The organism is Pseudomonas morbosilactucae (assembly GCF_023241665.1).
Classification (GTDB): Bacteria; Pseudomonadota; Gammaproteobacteria; order Pseudomonadales; family Pseudomonadaceae; genus Aquipseudomonas; species Aquipseudomonas morbosilactucae.
Map to the genome: position 1 here is coordinate 169,029 of NZ_JALQCX010000051.1, position 18,378 is coordinate 187,406.

Here is an 18,378-nt window from a genome sequence, read left to right on the forward strand (position 1 = left end):
CGCTGCTAAGCGGGCTCTTGCACCTTGATCAGATCCGCCTTGCCCTGGGCCTCACGCGCCTGGGCCTCGGCCAGCCGATAGAGTTCGATGGTGCCGTCCCAGTGCTCGATCAACGCGGTGCAGGACTCCACCCAGTCGCCACAATTGAGGTAGTCCACGCCACCGACCTTGCGAATTTCGGCATGGTGAATGTGCCCGCACACCACCCCATGCAGCTCGCGCTTCACGCATTCGTGGGCGATGGCTTCTTCGAAGTCGCTGATAAAGCTGACGGCGGTTTTCACCTTGTGCTTGAGATAGGCCGACAGCGACCAGTAGCCATAACCGTAGCGCGCACGCCAATGGTTGAGCCAACGGTTGAGGGTCAGGGTGAACTCGTAGGCCGAATCGCCAAGAAAGGCCAGCCAGCGGTGATAGCGCGTGATGACATCGAACTGATCGCCGTGAATCACCAACAAGTGACGACCGTCGGCCGTCACATGCACCGCCTCGTCCACCAACTGGATATTGCCCAGGATCAGCTTCGAATAGCGGCGCAGGAACTCGTCATGGTTGCCAGTCACGTAGATCACTTCGGTGCCACGCTTGCTCATGGTCAGCAGGCGACGAATGACGTTGGTATGCGCCTGGGGCCAGTACATGCCGCCGCGCAGCTTCCAGCCGTCGATGATGTCGCCTACCAGGTAGATGCGGTCGGCGTGATAGCCCTTGAGAAACTGCGAAAGATGCTCCGCCTGGCAATCCCGGGTGCCGAGGTGCACATCGGAAATCCACAAGGTCCGCACCCGTTGTTTGCGGCTGGGTCTGGCGAGTTCGGCACTGGTCATGGGCAGGCTCCTGGATTTTTTGCGAGCTTGCGCCCCAGGGGTTAATAGCCCATGACACAAATACGGCAGTCCCATGACAGCGCCCACACCCCGGCAGCCGGTGTAAACTGCCCGTCTGCCAAGGAGAACGGGATGGGTGCAATCCTCACGCTACGCCACTACAGCCACGACCTGATCGCCCACAGCCATGAACACGCGCAACTGGTGTTCGGCCTGTCCGGGCGCCTGGATTTCGAGGTGGACGGCCTGGGCAGCCAAGTGGTGCAGCAAAGCCTGATGGTGGTGCCCGGCGGCGCACATCATGCCTGTGGCAGCCCCAAAGGCAGCCATTGCCTGGTGCTGGACGTGCCCAGTGACCAATGGCTTGGCCAATCCCTGGGGGATCACGCCGATGCCAGTCGTCGCCTGCTCGACCACCCCGGCCGCCTGCCCCTGGCGCCCGCGCAAAGCCAATTGGTCAGTTGGCTGGCACAAAGCCCGGTGCATGACCCGTTGATCGCCCAGCAAGGCGCGGTCTTGCTGCTGGCCAGCCTCAACGGCAACACCGCGACGAGTATCGGTGGCCGCCGCCTGCCGTATGCGGCGCTCAATGAGCACATCGACCAGTACGCGGCCTACCCACTGCAAGTGGCCGACCTGGCGCGGGTCGCCGGCCTGTCCAGCGCCCGCCTGCATGCACGCTTCATGGCCGAATGTGGGCAGACGCCCATGGATTACATCCGCAGCCGACGCCTGCACAAGGCGGCCGCGTTGCTGCGCGAATCCGAATGGCCGATTGGCGAAGTGGCCAGCCGGGTCGGCTACAGTTCCCAAAGTGCCTTTGCCGCCGCCATGCTGCGGGAGTTCGGCGCATCCCCGGGCGCCCTGCGCCGTGCCGTGGGAAAGCGCTAGGCCGTCGACAAAACACGCGAGCCTGGCGACAGACGCCCTCCTCGCCGGGCCCGTAGACTGTCCGCCTACCTGTACACACCCTAAAGGGCACTCGCCCCGCTGCATTTAAGGATTGCAATGACTCCGCGCACTGCCCTTGGCGCCCTGCATATCGGCGCGCTGATGTTCGGCCTTACAGGCGTATTCGGCAAACTCGCCGCCGCCTCACCGGCCGTGATCGTGTTTGGTCGCGCCCTCTTCGCGGTGCTGGCCCTGAGCGTCTTCGCCCGCTGGGCCAGCCGCACGTCCTGGCAAGCCATGAACGCAGGCGACCTGCGCCGCCTGCTGCTCAGCGGCCTGCTGCTGGCCGGGCACTGGGTGAGTTTCTTTATCGCGGTGAAAGTCGCGGGTGTGGCCATCGCCACCCTGGGCTTTGCCAGCTTCCCGGCATTCACCGTCATCCTTGAGGGCCTGATCTTCCGCGAGCGGATTCGCCTCAACGAAATGGTCCTGGTGGCCCTGGTCAGCGTCGGCCTGGTCCTGGTCACGCCGGACTTCGATCTGGCCAGCCAGGCCACCAGCGGTCTGCTGTGGGCCGTAGCCTCGGGCCTGCTGTTCAGCCTGCTGTCGCTGAACAACCGCGCCACGTCCTCCCGCGTTCCCGCCGTACAGGCCGCGCTGTGCCAGAACCTGGTGGTCGCCCTGTGCCTTCTGGCCTTTGCCGCGCCGGAGCTGAGCACCGTGCGCGCCATCGACTGGCTGTGGATCAGCCTCCTGGGAATTTTCTGCACGGGCCTGGCCCATAGCTTATTCGTCGCCAGCCTGGCGGTGATCAAGGCGCGCACGGCGGCGGTGGTGTTCGCCCTGGAACCGGTCTACGGGATTACCGTGGCCTGGCTGCTGTTCGACGAGAACCCCACGCTGCGCATGCTGCTGGGCGGCGCGTTGATCATTGTGGCGATCGTGGTCTCGAGTCGGTTATCGGGCAGCGCACAGAAAAACAACGTGGCAGCGGAAGCCAGCGCTCACTGAGTGCGGTCGTTGTGCCCCAGGTCACGCTGGGGGTCGATCTGGTCACGCACTCGCTGCTTGAGCACCTTGGCTTCGGGAAAGCCGCCATCGGCCTTGCGTTCCCATATCTGCACACCGTCGCAGGTGATGCGAAACGTGCCGCCCGTCGCGGGTTCAAGGGCGACCTTGCCGAGGTCGTCACTGAAGGTGCTCAACAACTCCTGGGCCAGCCAGGCGGCACGCAACAGCCACTGGCACTGGGTGCAATAGGTGATGACCACTTCGGGTTTACGTTCAGTCATGGTACGGCGGGCTCATGGGGGCAAGGGCGTCGCTATAATAGCCGGCTTTATCGCTCGCCCCGAGATCCCTGATGCGTCGTTTGTTGACCTGCCTGCTGCTTTGCCTCGTGCCCCTGACCCTGCAAGCCGCCGAGGCGCCACGACCAAAGATCGGCCTGGTATTGTCCGGCGGCGCGGCCCGTGGCCTGGCCCATATCGGCGTGCTCAAGGCGCTGGAGGAACAAGGCATCAAGCTCGACGCCATCGCCGGCACCAGCATGGGCGCGGTAATCGGCGGGCTGTATGCCTCAGGCTACAAAATCGACGAGTTGGAAAAGCTCGCCCTGGAGATCGACTGGAAACAAGCCCTGTCCGACGCCCCACCCCGGGAAGACGTACCCTTTCGCCGCAAGCAGGATGACCGGGACTTCCTGGTGAAACAAAAACTCAGCTTTCGCGACGACGGCAGCCTGGGCTTGCCTCTGGGAGTGATCCAGGGGCAGAACCTGGCTCTGTTGCTGGAAAGCAAATTCGCCCACGTCAGCGATACCCGCGACTTCGACAAACTGCCCATTCCCTTTCGCGCCGTGGCCACTGATATCGCCAGCGGTGAGAAAGTGGTGTTCCGCAAAGGCCACCTGCCCCGGGTGATTCGCGCCAGCATGTCGATCCCGGCGGTGTTCGCACCGGTGGAGCTGGATGGCCGGTTGCTGGTGGACGGCGGCATCACCGACAACATCCCCCTGGATGTGGCCCGGGAGATGGGCGTGGACATTGCCATCGTCGTCGATATCGGCACACCGCTGCGCTCACGCAAGCAATTGAACACCGTGGTGGATGTACTGACCCAGTCCATCACCCTGATGACCCGGCGCAACTCCGAAGAGCAGTTGGCGACACTGCACAAGGATGACGTGCTGATCCAGCCCCCGCTGTCGAGCTTCGGCGTCGCCGACTTCGGTCGTGCCCAGGAAATGATCGACGCCGGGTACCGCGCGACCCGAATACTCGACGCACGCCTGGCGCACCTGCGGCCCAATCCCCGTGTGGACGCTGAACTCGCCGCCGCTCGCCAGCCGAGCCAGCGCACACCGGTCATCACCGCCATCAAGGTGGAAAACGACTCGAAAGTCAGCGATGAGGTGATCCGCTACTACATTCGCCAACCCATAGGCGAACCCTTGGACCTGGTGCGTTTGCAGCGGGACATGGGCACCCTGTACGGCCTCGACTACTTCGAACAGGTGCAATACCGCGTGACCCACAAAGGCCAGGATCAGACCCTGGTGATCAACGCCCGAGGCAAACGCAGCGGCACCGACTACCTGCGCCTGGGCCTGAATCTGTCCGATGACATGCGCGGGGACAGCGCCTTCAATCTTGGCGCCAGCTACCGCATGAACGGCATCAACAGCTTGGGCGCCGAGTGGCTGACTCGGGTGCAGATAGGGGATCAACAGGAACTGTACAGCGAGTTCTACCAGCCACTAGATGCCGGCTCACGCTACTTCATCGCGCCCTTTATCGACGTCGAATCGCAGAACATCGAGGCCGTTCTGGATAACGACCCCATCGCCGAATATCGCCTGGAGCGCTACGGTTTCGGCCTTAACCTGGGGCGGCAGATCGGCACCAGTGGCGAGATCCGCCTGGGTGTCGGCGAAGCCTGGGGCAAGGCCGACGTGCGTATCGGCGAGCAGGACTTGCCCAGCGAGAGTTTCAGCGAGGGTTACTACCAGCTCAAGTACTCCTTCGACTCCCTGGACAACGTCTACTTCCCCCACGCCGGCGAAGACATTGGCCTGACCTTCCGCCAGTTCGAGCCGAACCTGGGCTCGGACAAAGGCTACCGGCAATGGGAGCTCAAACTGGACAAGGCCATGAGCTCTGGGCCCGACACCGTGATTCTCGGCGGCCGCTACGGGCGCACCCTGGATGAAGCCGAAGTGGTGACCTCAAGCTTCGTACTCGGTGGCGCGCGGCAGTTGTCGGGGTTCCGTCAGGACGCACTGTCCGGGCAGAACATCAGCCTGATGCGGGCGGTGTACTACCGGCGCCTGACCCCGCGCTCCTACCTGCCACTGGATTTCCCGCTGTACATCGGCGGTTCCCTGGAACGGGGCCGGGCCTGGAACAATGACAATGAATTCGACAGTGGCTACATCAACGCCGCCAGCGTGTTCCTCGGCTTCGACACACCGTTGGGGCCGCTGAACTTCAGCTATGGCTTGAACGATGACAACCAGAAAGCCCTGTACCTGAACCTGGGTCAGACCTTCTAGAGAACCCGCATAAACGCAAAGACCCCGAGGCGAAGGATGCAAGGTGCGTCATCCGCCTCGGGGTCTTTAGGGGGGCGCCAGACGCTGATCCGCTCCGGCGAGGGCTTGGCCTCAGGACTTTTCCAGGTTGGCCAGAATGGTGTCGTGGACCCGCATGCAAACCCGCAGGTCGTCTTCGTCGACACCGATAAACAGCTCGTGGCGCAAAGCCGTGGCAATGGTTTCGATCTGCTCGATCAACGGCCGGGCCGATGCACACAGCACGATTTTTTTCGCCCGACGGTCTTCCAAAACTGCGTGACGCTGGACCAGGCCCTGAGTTTCCAGACTGTCGAGCAGGCGGGCCAGGGTCGGCCCTTCAACCCCTACGCTTTGCGCCAGTTCACGCTGGGTAGGGGCGTCTTCGAAGCGGGCCAGATGCAACAGCACCAGCCAGCGCGCCTGAGACAGGCCAAGCCCGGCCAGGCGGCGGTCCAGTTCAGCGCGCCAGCCTCGGGACATGTGCGCCAACTGCATGCCAAAACGGTGTTCATCGGTCAACGGCATAGGAAACTCATGATCAGACTGAAAATAGAGGAAAAACTAATTATTAGTCAGCTAAGCATGACCTTTGGTCCGAGGCAAGCGCAGCAATAGACTGAATCGTTACATCTTTAACGCAAGCCACTCAAATTTCGAATTCCGACTGCAACGCTGCCCGAACGCAGTACAACACCCCTTCCGGCACACGGCCTGCGAACAGTTCTGCGACTTCGGCCACCGGTGGCAGCTCGCCTTCACCGTCGAGGAACGCGTCCTGGATTTCACCCAACAGGTCTTCCGGCAAATCCAGGGCTTGTTCCAGGGACAATTGCTGCTGGCCGATCGATTCGGCCAACAAGGTGTAGACGTTCTTTTCCGAGCACTGCAATTGCCCGGCGATCTGAATCGGGGTCATGCCGGCCCGAGCCAGGGTAATGAGTTCGTGACGGATATCAGCCACCACCTTCGGCGCCTCGGCTTGACCGCCGAGCACTTCGAGGAAGGCTGCGCCATAGCGCTCCAACTTGCGCGCCCCCACACCACTGACCTGGGCCATTTCCGACAGGGACGAAGGCTGGCTGCGGAGCATTTCCAGCAACGTGGAGTCCGGGAAGATGACATAGGGCGGCACCCCATGCTCTTCAGCCAACTTACGCCGCAAGGCCCGCAGCGCCTCCCATTGCTCGCGCTCTTCGCCACGCACCAATTGGCTGGCCTGGCTGGTGCTGCCTTTGCTGGTGGTCTGCGGCTTCAGGTCGCGACGCAGTTCCAGGGTCACTTCACCCTTGAGCAACGGCCGGCAGCTATCACTCAGACGCAAGCCGCCGTAACCCTCCAGGTCGATGTCCGCCAGCCCGCGTGCCACCAATTGGCGAAACAGCGAGCGCCATTCACCTTCAGTGCGCGCCTTGCCGACGCCAAACACCGACAGGTGCTGGTGACCGGAACTGCGGACCTTTTCCGTGTCCTTGCCCAGCAGCACTTCCACCAAGTGACCCACGCCATAGCGCTGGCCAGTGCGGTAGATCGCCGACAGCGCCTGGCGTGCCGGCTCGGTGGCGTCCCAGGTCTGCACGCCGTCGACACAGTTGTCGCAATGGCCGCACGGCTGGGGCATGTCTTCATCGAAATAGGCCAGCAAGGTCTGGCGGCGGCAGAGGGTTTCTTCGCACAACGCCAGCATGGCATCGAGCTTGTGCTGCTCCAGGCGCTTGTGCCGCTCATCGCCTTCGGAGTTCTGCAGCATCTGCTTGAGCATCAGCACGTCTTGCAGGCCGTAGGCCATCCAGGCATCGGCGGGCAACCCGTCACGGCCGGCGCGACCGGTTTCCTGATAGTAGGCTTCCAGGGATTTGGGCAAGTCCATGTGGGCGACAAAACGCACGTTGGGTTTGTCGATGCCCATGCCGAAGGCGATGGTTGCCACCATGATCAGCCCTTCCTCATTGAGGAAGCGCTTCTGGTGATACGCCCGCAACTCATTGGGCAGGCCGGCGTGATAGGGCAATGCCGGGAAGCCCTGCTCACAGAGAAACGCCGCCACCTCATCGACCTTCTTGCGCGACAGGCAATAGACGATGCCCGCGTCGCTGCGCCGCTCGTTGAGGAACGCCAGCAACTGCTTGCGCGGCTGTTCCTTGGGCACGATGCGATAAAAGATATTCGGTCGGTCGAAGCTTGAGAGAAAGCGCTCGGCCTCTTGCAAGTGCAGGCGGGTGACGATTTCTTCACGGGTCCGTTTGTCGGCCGTGGCCGTCAGGGCAATCCGTGGCACGTTGGGGAACATCTCCGCCAACTGCCCCAGTTGCAGGTATTCCGGACGGAAGTCGTGGCCCCATTGGGACACGCAGTGAGCCTCGTCGATGGCAAACAGGGCGATATCCAGGCCCTGCAGGAACGAGAGCATGCGCGGCTGCACCAGGCGCTCGGGGGCCAGGTAGAGCATCTTCACTTCACCACGGCGAATCCGCGCGGCCAGGTCACGCTGCTGTTCGGCGCTCAAGGTGGAGTTCAGGGCCGCTGCGGCGACGCCCAGCTCCTCCAGGGTGGCAACCTGGTCATCCATCAGTGCGATCAACGGCGAAACCACCACCGCCAGCCCCTCGCGCAACAGCGCCGGGACCTGGAAGCACAGGGATTTGCCGCCGCCGGTAGGCATCAACACCAGCGCATCGCCACCGCTGGCCACGCGCTCAATGATTGCACCTTGGCGACCACGGAAACTGTCGTAGCCGAAGATGTCCTTGAGGACGCGTTGAGCCTGTTCGAGCATGAAAAACTCCAAAAATCGTTGAAATCCCTGGGGGCAGACTGGCCGAAAAGACCGCGGGGTTCACGGACAAATCCGTTAGCGGAGTTTTCCTGAGCGGCCGCATCGTCTGCAGGGCATCACAAAACGCGCGAGTATACCCGAGCGCTTCCCGGCAGAGGGCGCCGACAAGGACCGCCGGTAACCTTTAGAACCGCTCAAATCTGCCCGGCTGCTGGCCTGAGCGCTCAAGAAGGCCTAGAATTCAGCATCGTTTATTCCCCAAGGTAGCCCTTCAATGTCCTTCGCTGAGCAACTAACCCGCCTGCAAGTCTTCCTCGACGCCGATGAACTGCATGACGAGGCGCTGGACTACGTGGCCGCTCACGGCTACCTGACCGCCCTGTCGATCTGCTCGGAGACCGTTCCCGATCGCGAATGGATCGACGCACTCTTCGCCGAAGAGCCTCACTACAGCAGTGACACCGAGCGCGAAGCCATCGAATCCACCTTGCTGGCCCTCAAGGCCCACATCGCCCGCCAACTGGCGTCCGACGAGGAGTTCGAGCTGCCGTGCGAGCTGGACCTGGGCGACGACCCGGATGATTCCGACCTGCGCGGCTGGTGCATCGGTTTCATGGAAGGGGTGTTCCTGCGCGAAGCGGCCTGGTTCGAAACCGCCGAAGAAGAAGTCAGCGAAATGCTCCTGCCGATCATGGTCGGTTCCGGCCTGTTCGATGAGCAGCCTGAGTTCTCTGACATCGCCAGCGATGCCAACCTGATGGACGACATGATTGTGCAAATCCCGGAAGCCCTCACCGCCTTGTACCTGCTGTGCAATGCTCCGGATGAAAAGCCGGCCATCCTCAAGCCGCGCCACCACTGAGTCACGGCCTATGGCCAAGCCCATAGGCAATCACCCCCTGATCCTGCGTTACGTTCTGCTGGCCATCGGCTGGCTGAGCGTAGTGCTGGGGGTGATCGGTATTTTCCTCCCGGTATTGCCCACCACCCCGTTCCTGCTGCTGGCGGCGGCCTGTTTTGCCCGCAGTTCGCCGCGCTTCTATGGGTGGCTGGTGGGGCATCCGCGCCTGGGGCCGTGGATCCGCGACTACCTCGACGGCAACGGCATCCCCCTCAAGGCCAAGGTCTATGCAATCGGCCTGATGTGGCTCAGCATCGGTTTCTCCTGTTACCTGGTGCCCCTGCCCTGGGCCCGGGGGTTCATGCTGACCAGTGCGGTGTTGGTCACGGTCTACATCCTGCGGCAGAAAACCCTGCGCAAAACCTGATCGCCCACCCAAAAAAAGCCCCGAAGACGTTGGAAACACGCCTTCGGGGCTATTGCCCGCGATACTGCCTAAAGCCTTGGCCCTTGGGCCCGGCGAGTCACACGGTGTCCACCTTCAACGAGTGATCGTTGAGCATGCCGTTGATGATAGTGGCCGTGTCCGGCCCCCCTGCAATCACCCCGCCCGCCCCCGGCGTCACACCGTAATGGGTGGCGAGGTCGACCCCGGCCAGGTCGATGGTCTGGGTCGGCGCGGCACCGGCCACCGCACTGACATCGATGCTGGTCACCAAGGACGCACCACTGCCCGTGACCTTGAAGTGCAGGTAGTCATCCAGAGAGGCCGAGGTGGCATTTTCACCTTGCAGCAGTTGCGACAGGTCGAGCTTGTCGGCCCCGAGGGTGAAGTCGGTGACCAAGTCATGGCCGCTGTTGCCCTGCAACCACTGGAAGGTGTCGTTACCGGCACCGCCCGTCAGGGTGTTGTTGCCCATTCCGCCGATCAGCAAGTCATCGCCCCCGCCGCCATTGAGCACATCATTGCCCAACCCACCGGTGATCACATTGGCGTGGTTGTCACCGGTCAGGGTGTCGTTGTAGTTGGAGCCCACCAGGTTCTCGATGTTGATCAGGGTGTCGGTGCCCGCGCCCAAGGTGTTCTGCGCCCCCAGCAGCCCGAGGTTGACCGTGACTGCGGCGGTCGCGTGGGCATAACTGGCGGTGTCGATGCCCGAGCCGCCGTCGAGCAGGTCGTTGCCCGGCCCACTGAACAACAGGTCATTGCCATTGCCACCATTCAAGGTGTTGTTGCCCGAGCCCGCGGTCAACACATCGTTACCGTCACCGCCATTGAGGACGTTGTCGCCACTGCCAGCCACCAGCACATCATCACCCGAAGTCCCGGTGAGGGTATGCCCGTCCTGATAAGTGATGCTGACCGCAGCTGCATCGCTGCCGCCATGGGTGTCGCTGGCGGTGTAGGTGCCGTGGTAATCCGGGGTGACGTCCGAGGCTCCGGCGTAGTTGATGGTCATGGTCAGTTGGTAGGTTTCCGAGCCACCGGTGTTGCTACCACTGCCATTGGTGATGTTGGTGATATGGATCTGATAGGTACCGGCCACCGCAGCGGTGAAGGTGCCACCATCGGCGATCCCCGTGTAAGCATCACCCATCAGCGCGTATTCCATGGTGACGCGCCCACCGGCCAGGTCGTGATTGAGGTTCAAGGTCTCGCCTTGTTTCAGTTTGACGCTGATCACGTCCTCATCATTGGCGCTGGAATTGCTCACATTGCCCAGGTAGCCGCTGACCACCACCACCGCGGTCATGGCCACGGCGTTGGCATTGAACGAGGCCCGGTCGATGCTGATGGCCTGGTTGCCGGGGCTGTTGCCGTTCCCGGCAAAGCCAATGTTCTGCTGGCTGGTGGCGGTGAATTCCGCGCCCTTGGCCGCCCACCCGGTATTGAATACGGTGGGCGCCGCAGTCAGCGGATCGCCATTGGCGTCGCTGTCGTTGGCCAGCAATACATCCCCGGGTACGGTCACGGTGCCAGACAGGATATTGGTGATGATGTGGTCATCCACCGCCACCGGCGCCGCATTGGGGTTGACCTTGACCACCAGGGTCGAGCTGGCCAGATCACCATCGTTGTCGCTCACGGTGTAGCTGAAGTTCTCGGTGATGACGCTGCCGGTGACTTTTTGCGAGGTGTAGCTGTAATCCCCGGTGTCGAGGTTTACCACCAGCGTGCCGCCATTGCCGGTGGCAATGCTGATGCTGTTGTTGACGGTATTGAAGGTGCCATTGTTGGTGGTACCGCTGAAGCTCAGCGAACCCTGGTTGCTGTTGCCTTTGGGGTCGTAGGTATAGGTACCGCCGTCGACCACGATCGACTTGATGAAACCGCCGTCGGCACCAAAAGTGCCCCCCTCGCCCAACAGGCTGCCCGTCACCGGGTAGCCCTGCACGGTGCCAGCCAGCACCGAATTGAGTTGGTTCAGGTCGGTGACCACCACGGCATTGGTGTTGATGTGGGTGCTGCCGTCATAGGCCAACGGGTCGAGGTTGGCATTACTCACACCGCTGCCCAGGCCGATCGCATAGTTCTTGATGCCGTTGGCGTCGAGGAAGGTTTTCCAGGCGGCCTCATCTGTGGTGCCAATGTCTTGCCCGCCCGTAGGCTTGCCGTCGGAGAAGAAGTACCCGACGTTCTGCGCCCCGGTCAGTTGACCGCTAGTGGCAAACGCGGTTTTCGCCATAGCCACGGCGGCGTCGTAGTTGGTGTTGCCCCCGGCCGTCAGCGACGAAATGATCGTCTTGGCCGTGGCCACATCGACCCAGACCGGCGTCTTGTCCGTAGCGTTGGTGCTGAAGGTCACGATCTGGACTTTGACGTCGCCCATGTTGTCGTACTTGTCGAGCAACGCGCTGATGGCCTGCTTGGCCAGGTCCAGGCGCGACAAACCGGGCACGCCGGACGCGTCGGCCATGCTCCCGGAAACGTCGATCACCAGCAGCAGGTTGGAGTCCACCTCCACCGCAGTCACCGAACGCTCACTGGCCACCGCCTTGGGCACGTCATCGACGATGCTCACCACAATGCTGCCGGTGGTGCTGTTACCCAGGGCATCGGTGGCTTTGTAGGTAAAGCTTTCGTTCAGGGTATTGGCGCCGTCGTTGGCCATGGGCGAGGTTTTCGGCGCTGACGTCAAGGTGTAGGTGTACGTGCCATTGGGGTTGAGCAGAATCTGCCCGTAACTGCCCGTAGCACTGCCCACCAGGCTGAAGGTGATGCCACCGGAACCGCCGGTCACCGACCCCACCAGGGTGCCGCTGGCGGTTTCGCTGCTGGCGCTCGGGTCGCTGCCAATCACCGTGCCCGCCGCCAGGTCCTGGCCATCCTTGCTCAGGTCCAGGGCTTTTTCGTAGACGCTGACGTCTTGATCGGTGACCGCCTTGAGGCCGCAATCACTGACATTGATGGTCAGGGTGGTGGTGCTTTCATCGCCGTCACCGTCACGAACGGTGTAAGTGAAGACATCCGTCGCCCCGGGTGGGCTCACCGAGTTCGGGTTGCTGTGGTACACGGCATGCCCGGCGGCATCCAGGGTCAAGGTGCCGTAGACACCAGTGATGGTGTTGCCCAACCCGCCGATAGCCGAGGTTGCAGTATTGCTGCCGGCACGCACCCCCACCACCGCTCCGCCGTCGGCGCCGAGCACATCATTGCCAAGTACGCTGACATCGACCGTACCGCCCTCGACGGTATTGGCGACGTCCGCCTTGGCGGTGGGCAGGTCATCGACGATGTTCACATCGAGTACCCCGGAGGACGAACTGCCGTCACTGTCGGTGGCCACCACATTGAAGTGTTCGCTCAGGCTGTTGGCGCCCTGGGCAGTAGGATGGTTTTCATTGTCCGTCAGGGTATAGCGGTAGCTCACCTCGCCAGTGCCGGCGTTGTAACCGGTAATGGTCAAGGTATTGCCCAAGGCCGTGGTCACACTTTGCGGGAAGCCCGCCGCCACGCCACCGCTGACCACGCTGATGCCGCCAACGGTCAGGGTTTGCAGACCGTCGAGCGCAGTGACGGTAAAGGTGCCGCTTTGAGTCAAGGCCGGCGTGTTGGGCGAGCTGCCGTCGCTGAGGTTTTTTTCGTAGACGGTGAGTTCACCGCCCTTGATATCCAGGCAGTCGAGAATCACTGGGTCATTGTTGTTATGCACCTGCAACACCAGATTCGCAGTGCTGCTATCGCCGTCCGAATCGGTGAGGGTGTAGGCGAAGGTTTCGGTGCCATTGCCGTTGCCGTGCAAGGCTTTGAAATCAGCATCGCTGGTGTTCAGTGTGTAGGTGTAGGTACCGTTGGCATTCAGGACCAGGGTGCCGTAGGTGCCGGTGAAGGTCCCCGGAGTGACGGGGCCGGTGGGCACACGGTCTGCACCCTGGGTGTCGTTGGTCAGGACATTACCGGTGAGAGTCAGCTGGCTTTCCGAAGCCGTACCAGCGTTGCTGTCGTTGACCGCCTTCGGCAAATCATCGACCACATTCACGTCCAGAGAACCCGTAGCACTGCTGCCATCGGTGTCCGTCGCCACCACAGCAAATTGCTCACTCAGGCTGTTGGCGCCCTGGGCCGTCGGATGGTTTTCGTTGTCCGTCAGCGTGTAGTTGTAACTCACTTCACCGGTGGTGGCGTTGTAGCCAGTGATGGTCAAGGTGTTGCCAAGCGCTGTGGTGATCGATTGCGGGAAGCCGGCGGCGGCCCCACCGCTGACCACGCTGATGCCACCAACGCTCAAGGTCTGCAGACCGTCCAGCGCGGTGACGGTAAAGGTGCCGTTCTGGGTCAAGGCCGGCGTGTTAGGCGAGCTGCCATCGCTGAGGTTTTTTTCGTAGACGGTGAGTTCACCGCCCTTGATATCCAGGCAGTCGAGAATCACTGGGTCATTGTTGTTATGCACCTGCAACACCAGATTCGCAGTGCTGCTATCGCCGTCCGAGTCAGTCAGGGTGTAGGCGAAGGTTTCGGTGCCATTGCCATTGCCGTGTAGGGCTTTGAAGTCGGCGTCGTTGGTATTCAGCGTGTAGGTGTAGGTGCCGTTGGCATTCAGGACCAGGGTGCCGTAGGTGCCGGTAAAAGTACCGGGCGTGACCGGACCGCTGGGCACACGGTCCGCGCCCTGGGTGTCGTTGGTCAGGACGTTGCCGGTCAGGGTCAGCTGGCTTTCCGAAGCCGTACCAGCGTTGCTGTCGTTGACCGCCTTCGGCAAATCATCGACCACATTCACGTCCAGAGAACCCGTAGCACTGCTGCCATCGGTGTCCGTCGCCACCACAGCAAATTGCTCACTCAGGCTATTCGCGCCCTGGGCCGTCGGATGGTTTTCATTGTCCGTCAGGGTGTAGCTGTAACTCACTTCACCGGTGGTGGCGTTGTAGCCAGTGATGGTCAAGGTGTTGCCAAGCGCTGTGGTGATCGATTGCGGGAAGCCGGCGGCGGCCCCACCGCTGACCACGCTGATGCCACCAACGGTCAGGGTTTGCAGACCGTCCAGCGCAGTGACGGTAAAGGTGCCGCTCTGAGTCAAAGCTGGAGTGTTAGGCGCACTGCCGTCAATGAGATTTTTCTCGTAGACCGTCAGCTCGCCACCTTTGATGTCCAGGCAGTCAAGAGTCACTGGGTCATTGTTGTTATGCACCTGCAACACCAGATTCGCAGTGCTGCTATCGCCGTCTGAGTCAGTCAGGGTGTAGGCGAAGGTTTCGGTGCCATTGCCGTTGCCGTGCAAGGCTTTGAAGTCAGCGTCGTTGGTGTTCAACGTGTAGGTGTAGGTGCCGTTGGCATTCAAAACCAGCGTGCCGTAGGTGCCGGTGAAGGTCCCCGGAGTGACGGGGCCGGTGGGCACACGGTCTGCACCCTGGGTGTCGTTGGTCAGGACATTACCGGTGAGAGTCAGCTGGCTTTCTGAAGCAGAGCTGGCGTTGCTGTCGTTGACCGCTTTAGGCAAATCATCAACCACATTCACGTCCAGAGAACCGCTGGCGCTGCTGCCATCGGTGTCCGTGGCGACAACGGTAAACTGCTCGCTCAGACTATTGGCACCCTGTGCCGTCGGATGGTTTTCGTTGTCCGTCAGGGTGTAGCTGTAGCTCACTTCGCCAGTACTGGCGTTGTAACCGGTGATGGTCAAGGTATTGCCAAGCGCCGTGGTGATCGATTGCGGGAAGCCCGAAGCCACGCCGCCGCTGACCACGCTGATACCGCCGACGGTCAGGGTTTGCAGCCCGTCGAGGGCGGTGACGGTAAAGATGCCGCTCTGGGTCAAGGCAGGCGTGTTAGGCGCACTACCGTCAGTGAGATTTTTCTCGTAGACCGTCAGTTCGCCGCCTTTGATGTCGAGGCAGTCAAGAATCACCGGGTCGTCGTTGTTATGCACCTGCAGCACCAGGTTCGCAGTGCTGCTGTCGCCGTCCGAGTCAGTCAGGGTGTAGGCGAAGGTTTCAGTGCCGCTGCCATTACCGTGCAAGGCTTTGAAGTCGGCATCATTGGTGTTCAAGGTGTAGGTGTAGGTGCCGTTGGCATTCAAAACCAGCGTGCCGAAGGTGCCGGTGAAGGTGCCCGGAGTGACGGGGCCACTCGGCACACGGTCCGCCCCTTGGGTGTCGTTGGTCAGGACGTTGCCGGTCAGGGTCAGTTGGCTTTCCGAAGCCGTACCAGCGTTGCTGTCATTGACAGCCTTGGGCAGGTCGTCGATCACATTCACGTCCAGGGAACCGGTGGCGCTGCTGCCATCGGTGTCCGTCGCCACCACAGCAAATTGCTCACTCAGGCTGTTCGCGCCCTGGGCGGTCGGATGGTTTTCATTGTCCGTCAGGGTGTAGCTGTAGCTGACCTCGCCGGTGGTGGCGTTGTAACCGGTGATGGTTAAGGTATTGCCCAACGCCGTGGTCACGCTTTGCGGGAAGCCCGCCGCCACCCCACCGCTGACCACGCTGATACCGCCAACGGTCAGGGTTTGCAGACCGTCGAGCGCAGTGACGGTAAAGGTGCCGCTTTGGGTAAGGGCCGGCGTGTTGGGCGAGCTGCCGTCGCTAAGGTTTTTTTCATAGACAGTGAGTTCGCCGCCGTAGACATCCAGACCGTTCAAGGTCACCGGATCGTCGTTGTTATGCACCTGCAGCACCAGGTTGGCGGTGCTGCTGTCGCCGTCCGAGTCAGTCAGGGTGTAGGCAAAGGTTTCAGTACCGCTGCCATTGCCGTGCAAGGCTTTGAAGTCAGCATCGCTGGTGTTCAGTGTGTAGGTGTATGTGCCGTCGGCATTCAGAACCAGGGTGCCGTAGGTGCCGGTAAAGGTGCCGGGGGTCACGGGGCCGGTGGGCACACGATCCGCACCCTGGGTGTCGTTGGTCAGAACGTTGCCGGTCAGGGTCAACTGGCTTTCCGAAGCCGTACCCACGTTGCTGTCGTTGACCGCCTTGGGCAGGTCGTCGATCACGTTCACATCCAGGGAGCCTGTGGCACTGCTGCCATCGGTGTCCGTGGCCACGACGGTGAACTGCTCACTCAGACTGTTGGCGCCCTGAGCGGTCGGATGGTTTTCGTTATCGGTCAGGGTGTAGCTGTAACTCACTTCACCGGTGGTGGCGTTGTAGCCAGTGATGGTCAAGGTGTTGCCAAGTGCCGTGGTGACCGATTGCGGGAAGCCCGCGGCCACGCCACCGCTGACCACGCTGATGCCGCCAACGGTCAGGGTTTGCAGACCGTCGAGCGCAGTGACAGTAAAGGTGCCGCTTTGGGTAAGGGCCGGCGTGTTGGGCGCGCTACCGTCAGTCAGGTTTTTCTCATAAACGTTGAGTTCACCGCCTTCAACATCCAGCCCACGCACGATCACCGGGTCGTCATTGTTGTGGATTTGCAGCACCAGGTTGGCGCTGCTGCTGTCGCCATCGGAGTCAGTCAGGGTATAGGCAAAGGTTTCAGTACCGCTGCCATTGCCGTGCAGGGCTTTGAAGTCGGCGTCATTGGTGTTCAGGGTGTAGGTGTAAGTGCCGTTGGCGTTGAGTACCAAGGTGCCATAGGTGCCGATGAAAGTGCCTGGGGTTACGGGACCGGTGGCCACCCGGTCCGCACCTTGGGTGTCGTTGGTCAGGACGTTGCCGGTCAGGGTCAGTTGCGTCTCGGACGCCACTTGGGCATTGCTGTCGTTGGCTGCGAGCGGCACATCGTCAGTGATGTTGACGTCCAGGGTGTTGCTGGCCGAATCGCCATCGCTGTCGGTCGCCACCACGCTGAAATGTTCGCTGAGGTTGTTGGTGCCGTCCCCTGCGGCATGCACTTCGTTGCCCACCAGGGTGTAGCTGTAGCTGACCACCCCGGTCGCCGGGTTAAAGCCAGTGATGGTCAGGATGTTGCCCAACCCCGTGGTGATCGACTGGGGAAAGCCCGCAGGCACCCCGCCGCTGACCACGCTGATGCCACCCACGTTCAGGCTGCTGAGGCCATCGGGGGCCGACACACTGAAGGTGCCGCTCTGGGTCAGGGCAGCGGGATTGTTGATCGACCCCTGGGCCAGGTTGGCCTCGTTGAGAGTCAACTCACCCCCTTCCACCGAGAGGCCCTCAAGGGTCACCGGGTTGTCCGGCGGTGCGCTGCCCTCAGTGGGCGGTGCGGCATTCAGGCGTTCGGGCACAAATTCGGGAATGCCATTGAAGCCGGCAGTGGGGAAACCGATGATCGGATCGACCCGGCCCGCGACCTCTTCCAGCAGCACAAAGCTGTGCCCGCCCCCCAGGGCGCCACCTGTCGCACCGGTACCACCAGGGCCGGCTGCCGTGGCTTCGGCGTTTTGCGTGGGGTCGTCACCGGCCGCAATGGCTTTTTGCAGTTGCTGCACATCGGTCAACTGCGCATCGCTGGGAGCCAGGGCGTCCGTGGTGTCCACATGGGGGGCCTGATTGGCCAGCAACTGCGGGGTCATCTGCAGGGAGCTGTCGCGCCCAAGAGTCAGTTCATGGCCGTTTTGCAGGTGCACGGCCACCGCGCCTTCGGCCCCGGTGACCAACTGGTCCCCGGCAAACAACCGATCCCCTTCAACCAGGGCCCGGCGCGCGCCATCTGCCGCCACCGCAAAAACCTGACCCACCACCTGGGTCACCACGCCGATTAACGTAGCCATGTGCATCCTCCCACGCCGAAACGATCGGCATCTGGTTGTTTGCAGCAGCGCTGATGGTGTTAACCAGTGGTTGAACGATCCTTATCCTGACTGCGGCGGCTCCTGGGAGCCACCCCGCCGCAGGGTCGTTATCGACCCCGCCCTGCTGCTCGTTGATCGGCCGTTTATGCCGTGACGCCTGGGGGTGAAAAACACCCTGTCCAGGCCCCGGACAGCTCGCCAACAAGAGCCGCGCTGAAGGTTGGAACCTGCAAGTGACAAAAAAATGCCACCCTACTCAACCCTCCACGTCTCCCTCCCCGCCACCACTTCCCCGCCCTGAGCTGCAAAAAAATTTGAACCTTTAAGCCCGCTGAAAACGCCGT

The 18,378-nt window shown here is 61.9% G+C and carries 10 protein-coding genes; 5 read left to right on the plus strand and 5 right to left on the minus strand.

Annotation, left to right across the window (positions count from 1 at the left end; genetic code table 11):
* Positions 1–5: 5 nt before the first annotated feature.
* Positions 6–827 carry a UDP-2,3-diacylglucosamine diphosphatase gene (locus M1B35_RS25070; RefSeq protein ID WP_268263391.1) on the minus strand — a complete coding sequence of 274 codons (822 nt, stop codon included), beginning with the start codon at positions 825–827 and terminating at the stop codon, positions 6–8.
* A 132-nt stretch (positions 828–959) separates the two neighbouring features.
* On the opposite strand from M1B35_RS25070, the gene M1B35_RS25075 reads away from it, so the two are divergent.
* Both M1B35_RS25075 and M1B35_RS25080 read left to right on the plus strand, forming a co-directional pair.
* On the plus strand, positions 960–1,718 hold the full coding sequence (locus M1B35_RS25075; RefSeq protein WP_123330001.1) for a helix-turn-helix transcriptional regulator: 759 nt from the start codon (positions 960–962) through the stop codon (positions 1,716–1,718).
* A gap of 117 nt (positions 1,719–1,835) precedes the next feature.
* Positions 1,836–2,729 (plus strand): DMT family transporter, encoded by an 894-nt coding sequence (locus M1B35_RS25080; RefSeq protein ID WP_123329998.1) that lies wholly within the window; start codon positions 1,836–1,838, stop codon positions 2,727–2,729.
* Here M1B35_RS25080 and M1B35_RS25085 read toward each other — a convergent pair.
* Positions 2,723–3,010: an Rdx family protein gene (locus M1B35_RS25085; protein ID WP_123329996.1), complete on the minus strand. Its 288-nt coding sequence runs from the start codon at positions 3,008–3,010 to the stop codon at positions 2,723–2,725. The two genes, M1B35_RS25080 and M1B35_RS25085, sit on opposite strands and share 7 nt — an antisense overlap.
* Positions 3,011–3,081: 71 nt before the next feature.
* Between M1B35_RS25085 and M1B35_RS25090 the strand changes: the two genes are divergently transcribed.
* Entirely contained in the window at positions 3,082–5,271 is a 2,190-nt protein-coding gene (locus M1B35_RS25090) for a patatin-like phospholipase family protein (protein WP_123329993.1), read from the plus strand.
* A gap of 111 nt (positions 5,272–5,382) precedes the next feature.
* Here the strand turns inward: M1B35_RS25090 and M1B35_RS25095 are convergent, their stop codons facing one another.
* Entirely contained in the window at positions 5,383–5,817 is a 435-nt protein-coding gene (locus tag M1B35_RS25095; RefSeq protein WP_123329991.1) for a MarR family transcriptional regulator, read from the minus strand.
* A 121-nt stretch (positions 5,818–5,938) separates the two neighbouring features.
* Positions 5,939–8,065 (minus strand): DNA helicase RecQ, encoded by a 2,127-nt coding sequence (recQ, locus tag M1B35_RS25100; protein WP_268263392.1) that lies wholly within the window; start codon positions 8,063–8,065, stop codon positions 5,939–5,941.
* Positions 8,066–8,339: 274 nt separating this feature from the next.
* Here recQ and M1B35_RS25105 point away from each other — a divergent pair, with 274 nt between their 5' ends.
* A complete protein-coding gene (locus M1B35_RS25105; RefSeq protein ID WP_123329984.1) occupies positions 8,340–8,927 on the plus strand; it encodes a UPF0149 family protein in 588 nt (195 codons plus the stop codon).
* Positions 8,890–9,333 carry a YbaN family protein gene (locus tag M1B35_RS25110; RefSeq protein ID WP_425273444.1) on the plus strand — a complete coding sequence of 148 codons (444 nt, stop codon included), beginning with the start codon at positions 8,890–8,892 and terminating at the stop codon, positions 9,331–9,333. Before M1B35_RS25105 ends, M1B35_RS25110 begins: the two co-directional genes overlap by 38 nt.
* A 97-nt stretch (positions 9,334–9,430) precedes the next feature.
* On the opposite strand, the gene M1B35_RS25115 is transcribed toward M1B35_RS25110, so the two are convergent.
* Complete coding sequence (locus tag M1B35_RS25115; protein WP_268263394.1) at positions 9,431–18,013, minus strand: retention module-containing protein; 8,583 nt, start codon at positions 18,011–18,013, stop codon at positions 9,431–9,433.
* Positions 18,014–18,378 lie beyond the last annotated feature (365 nt).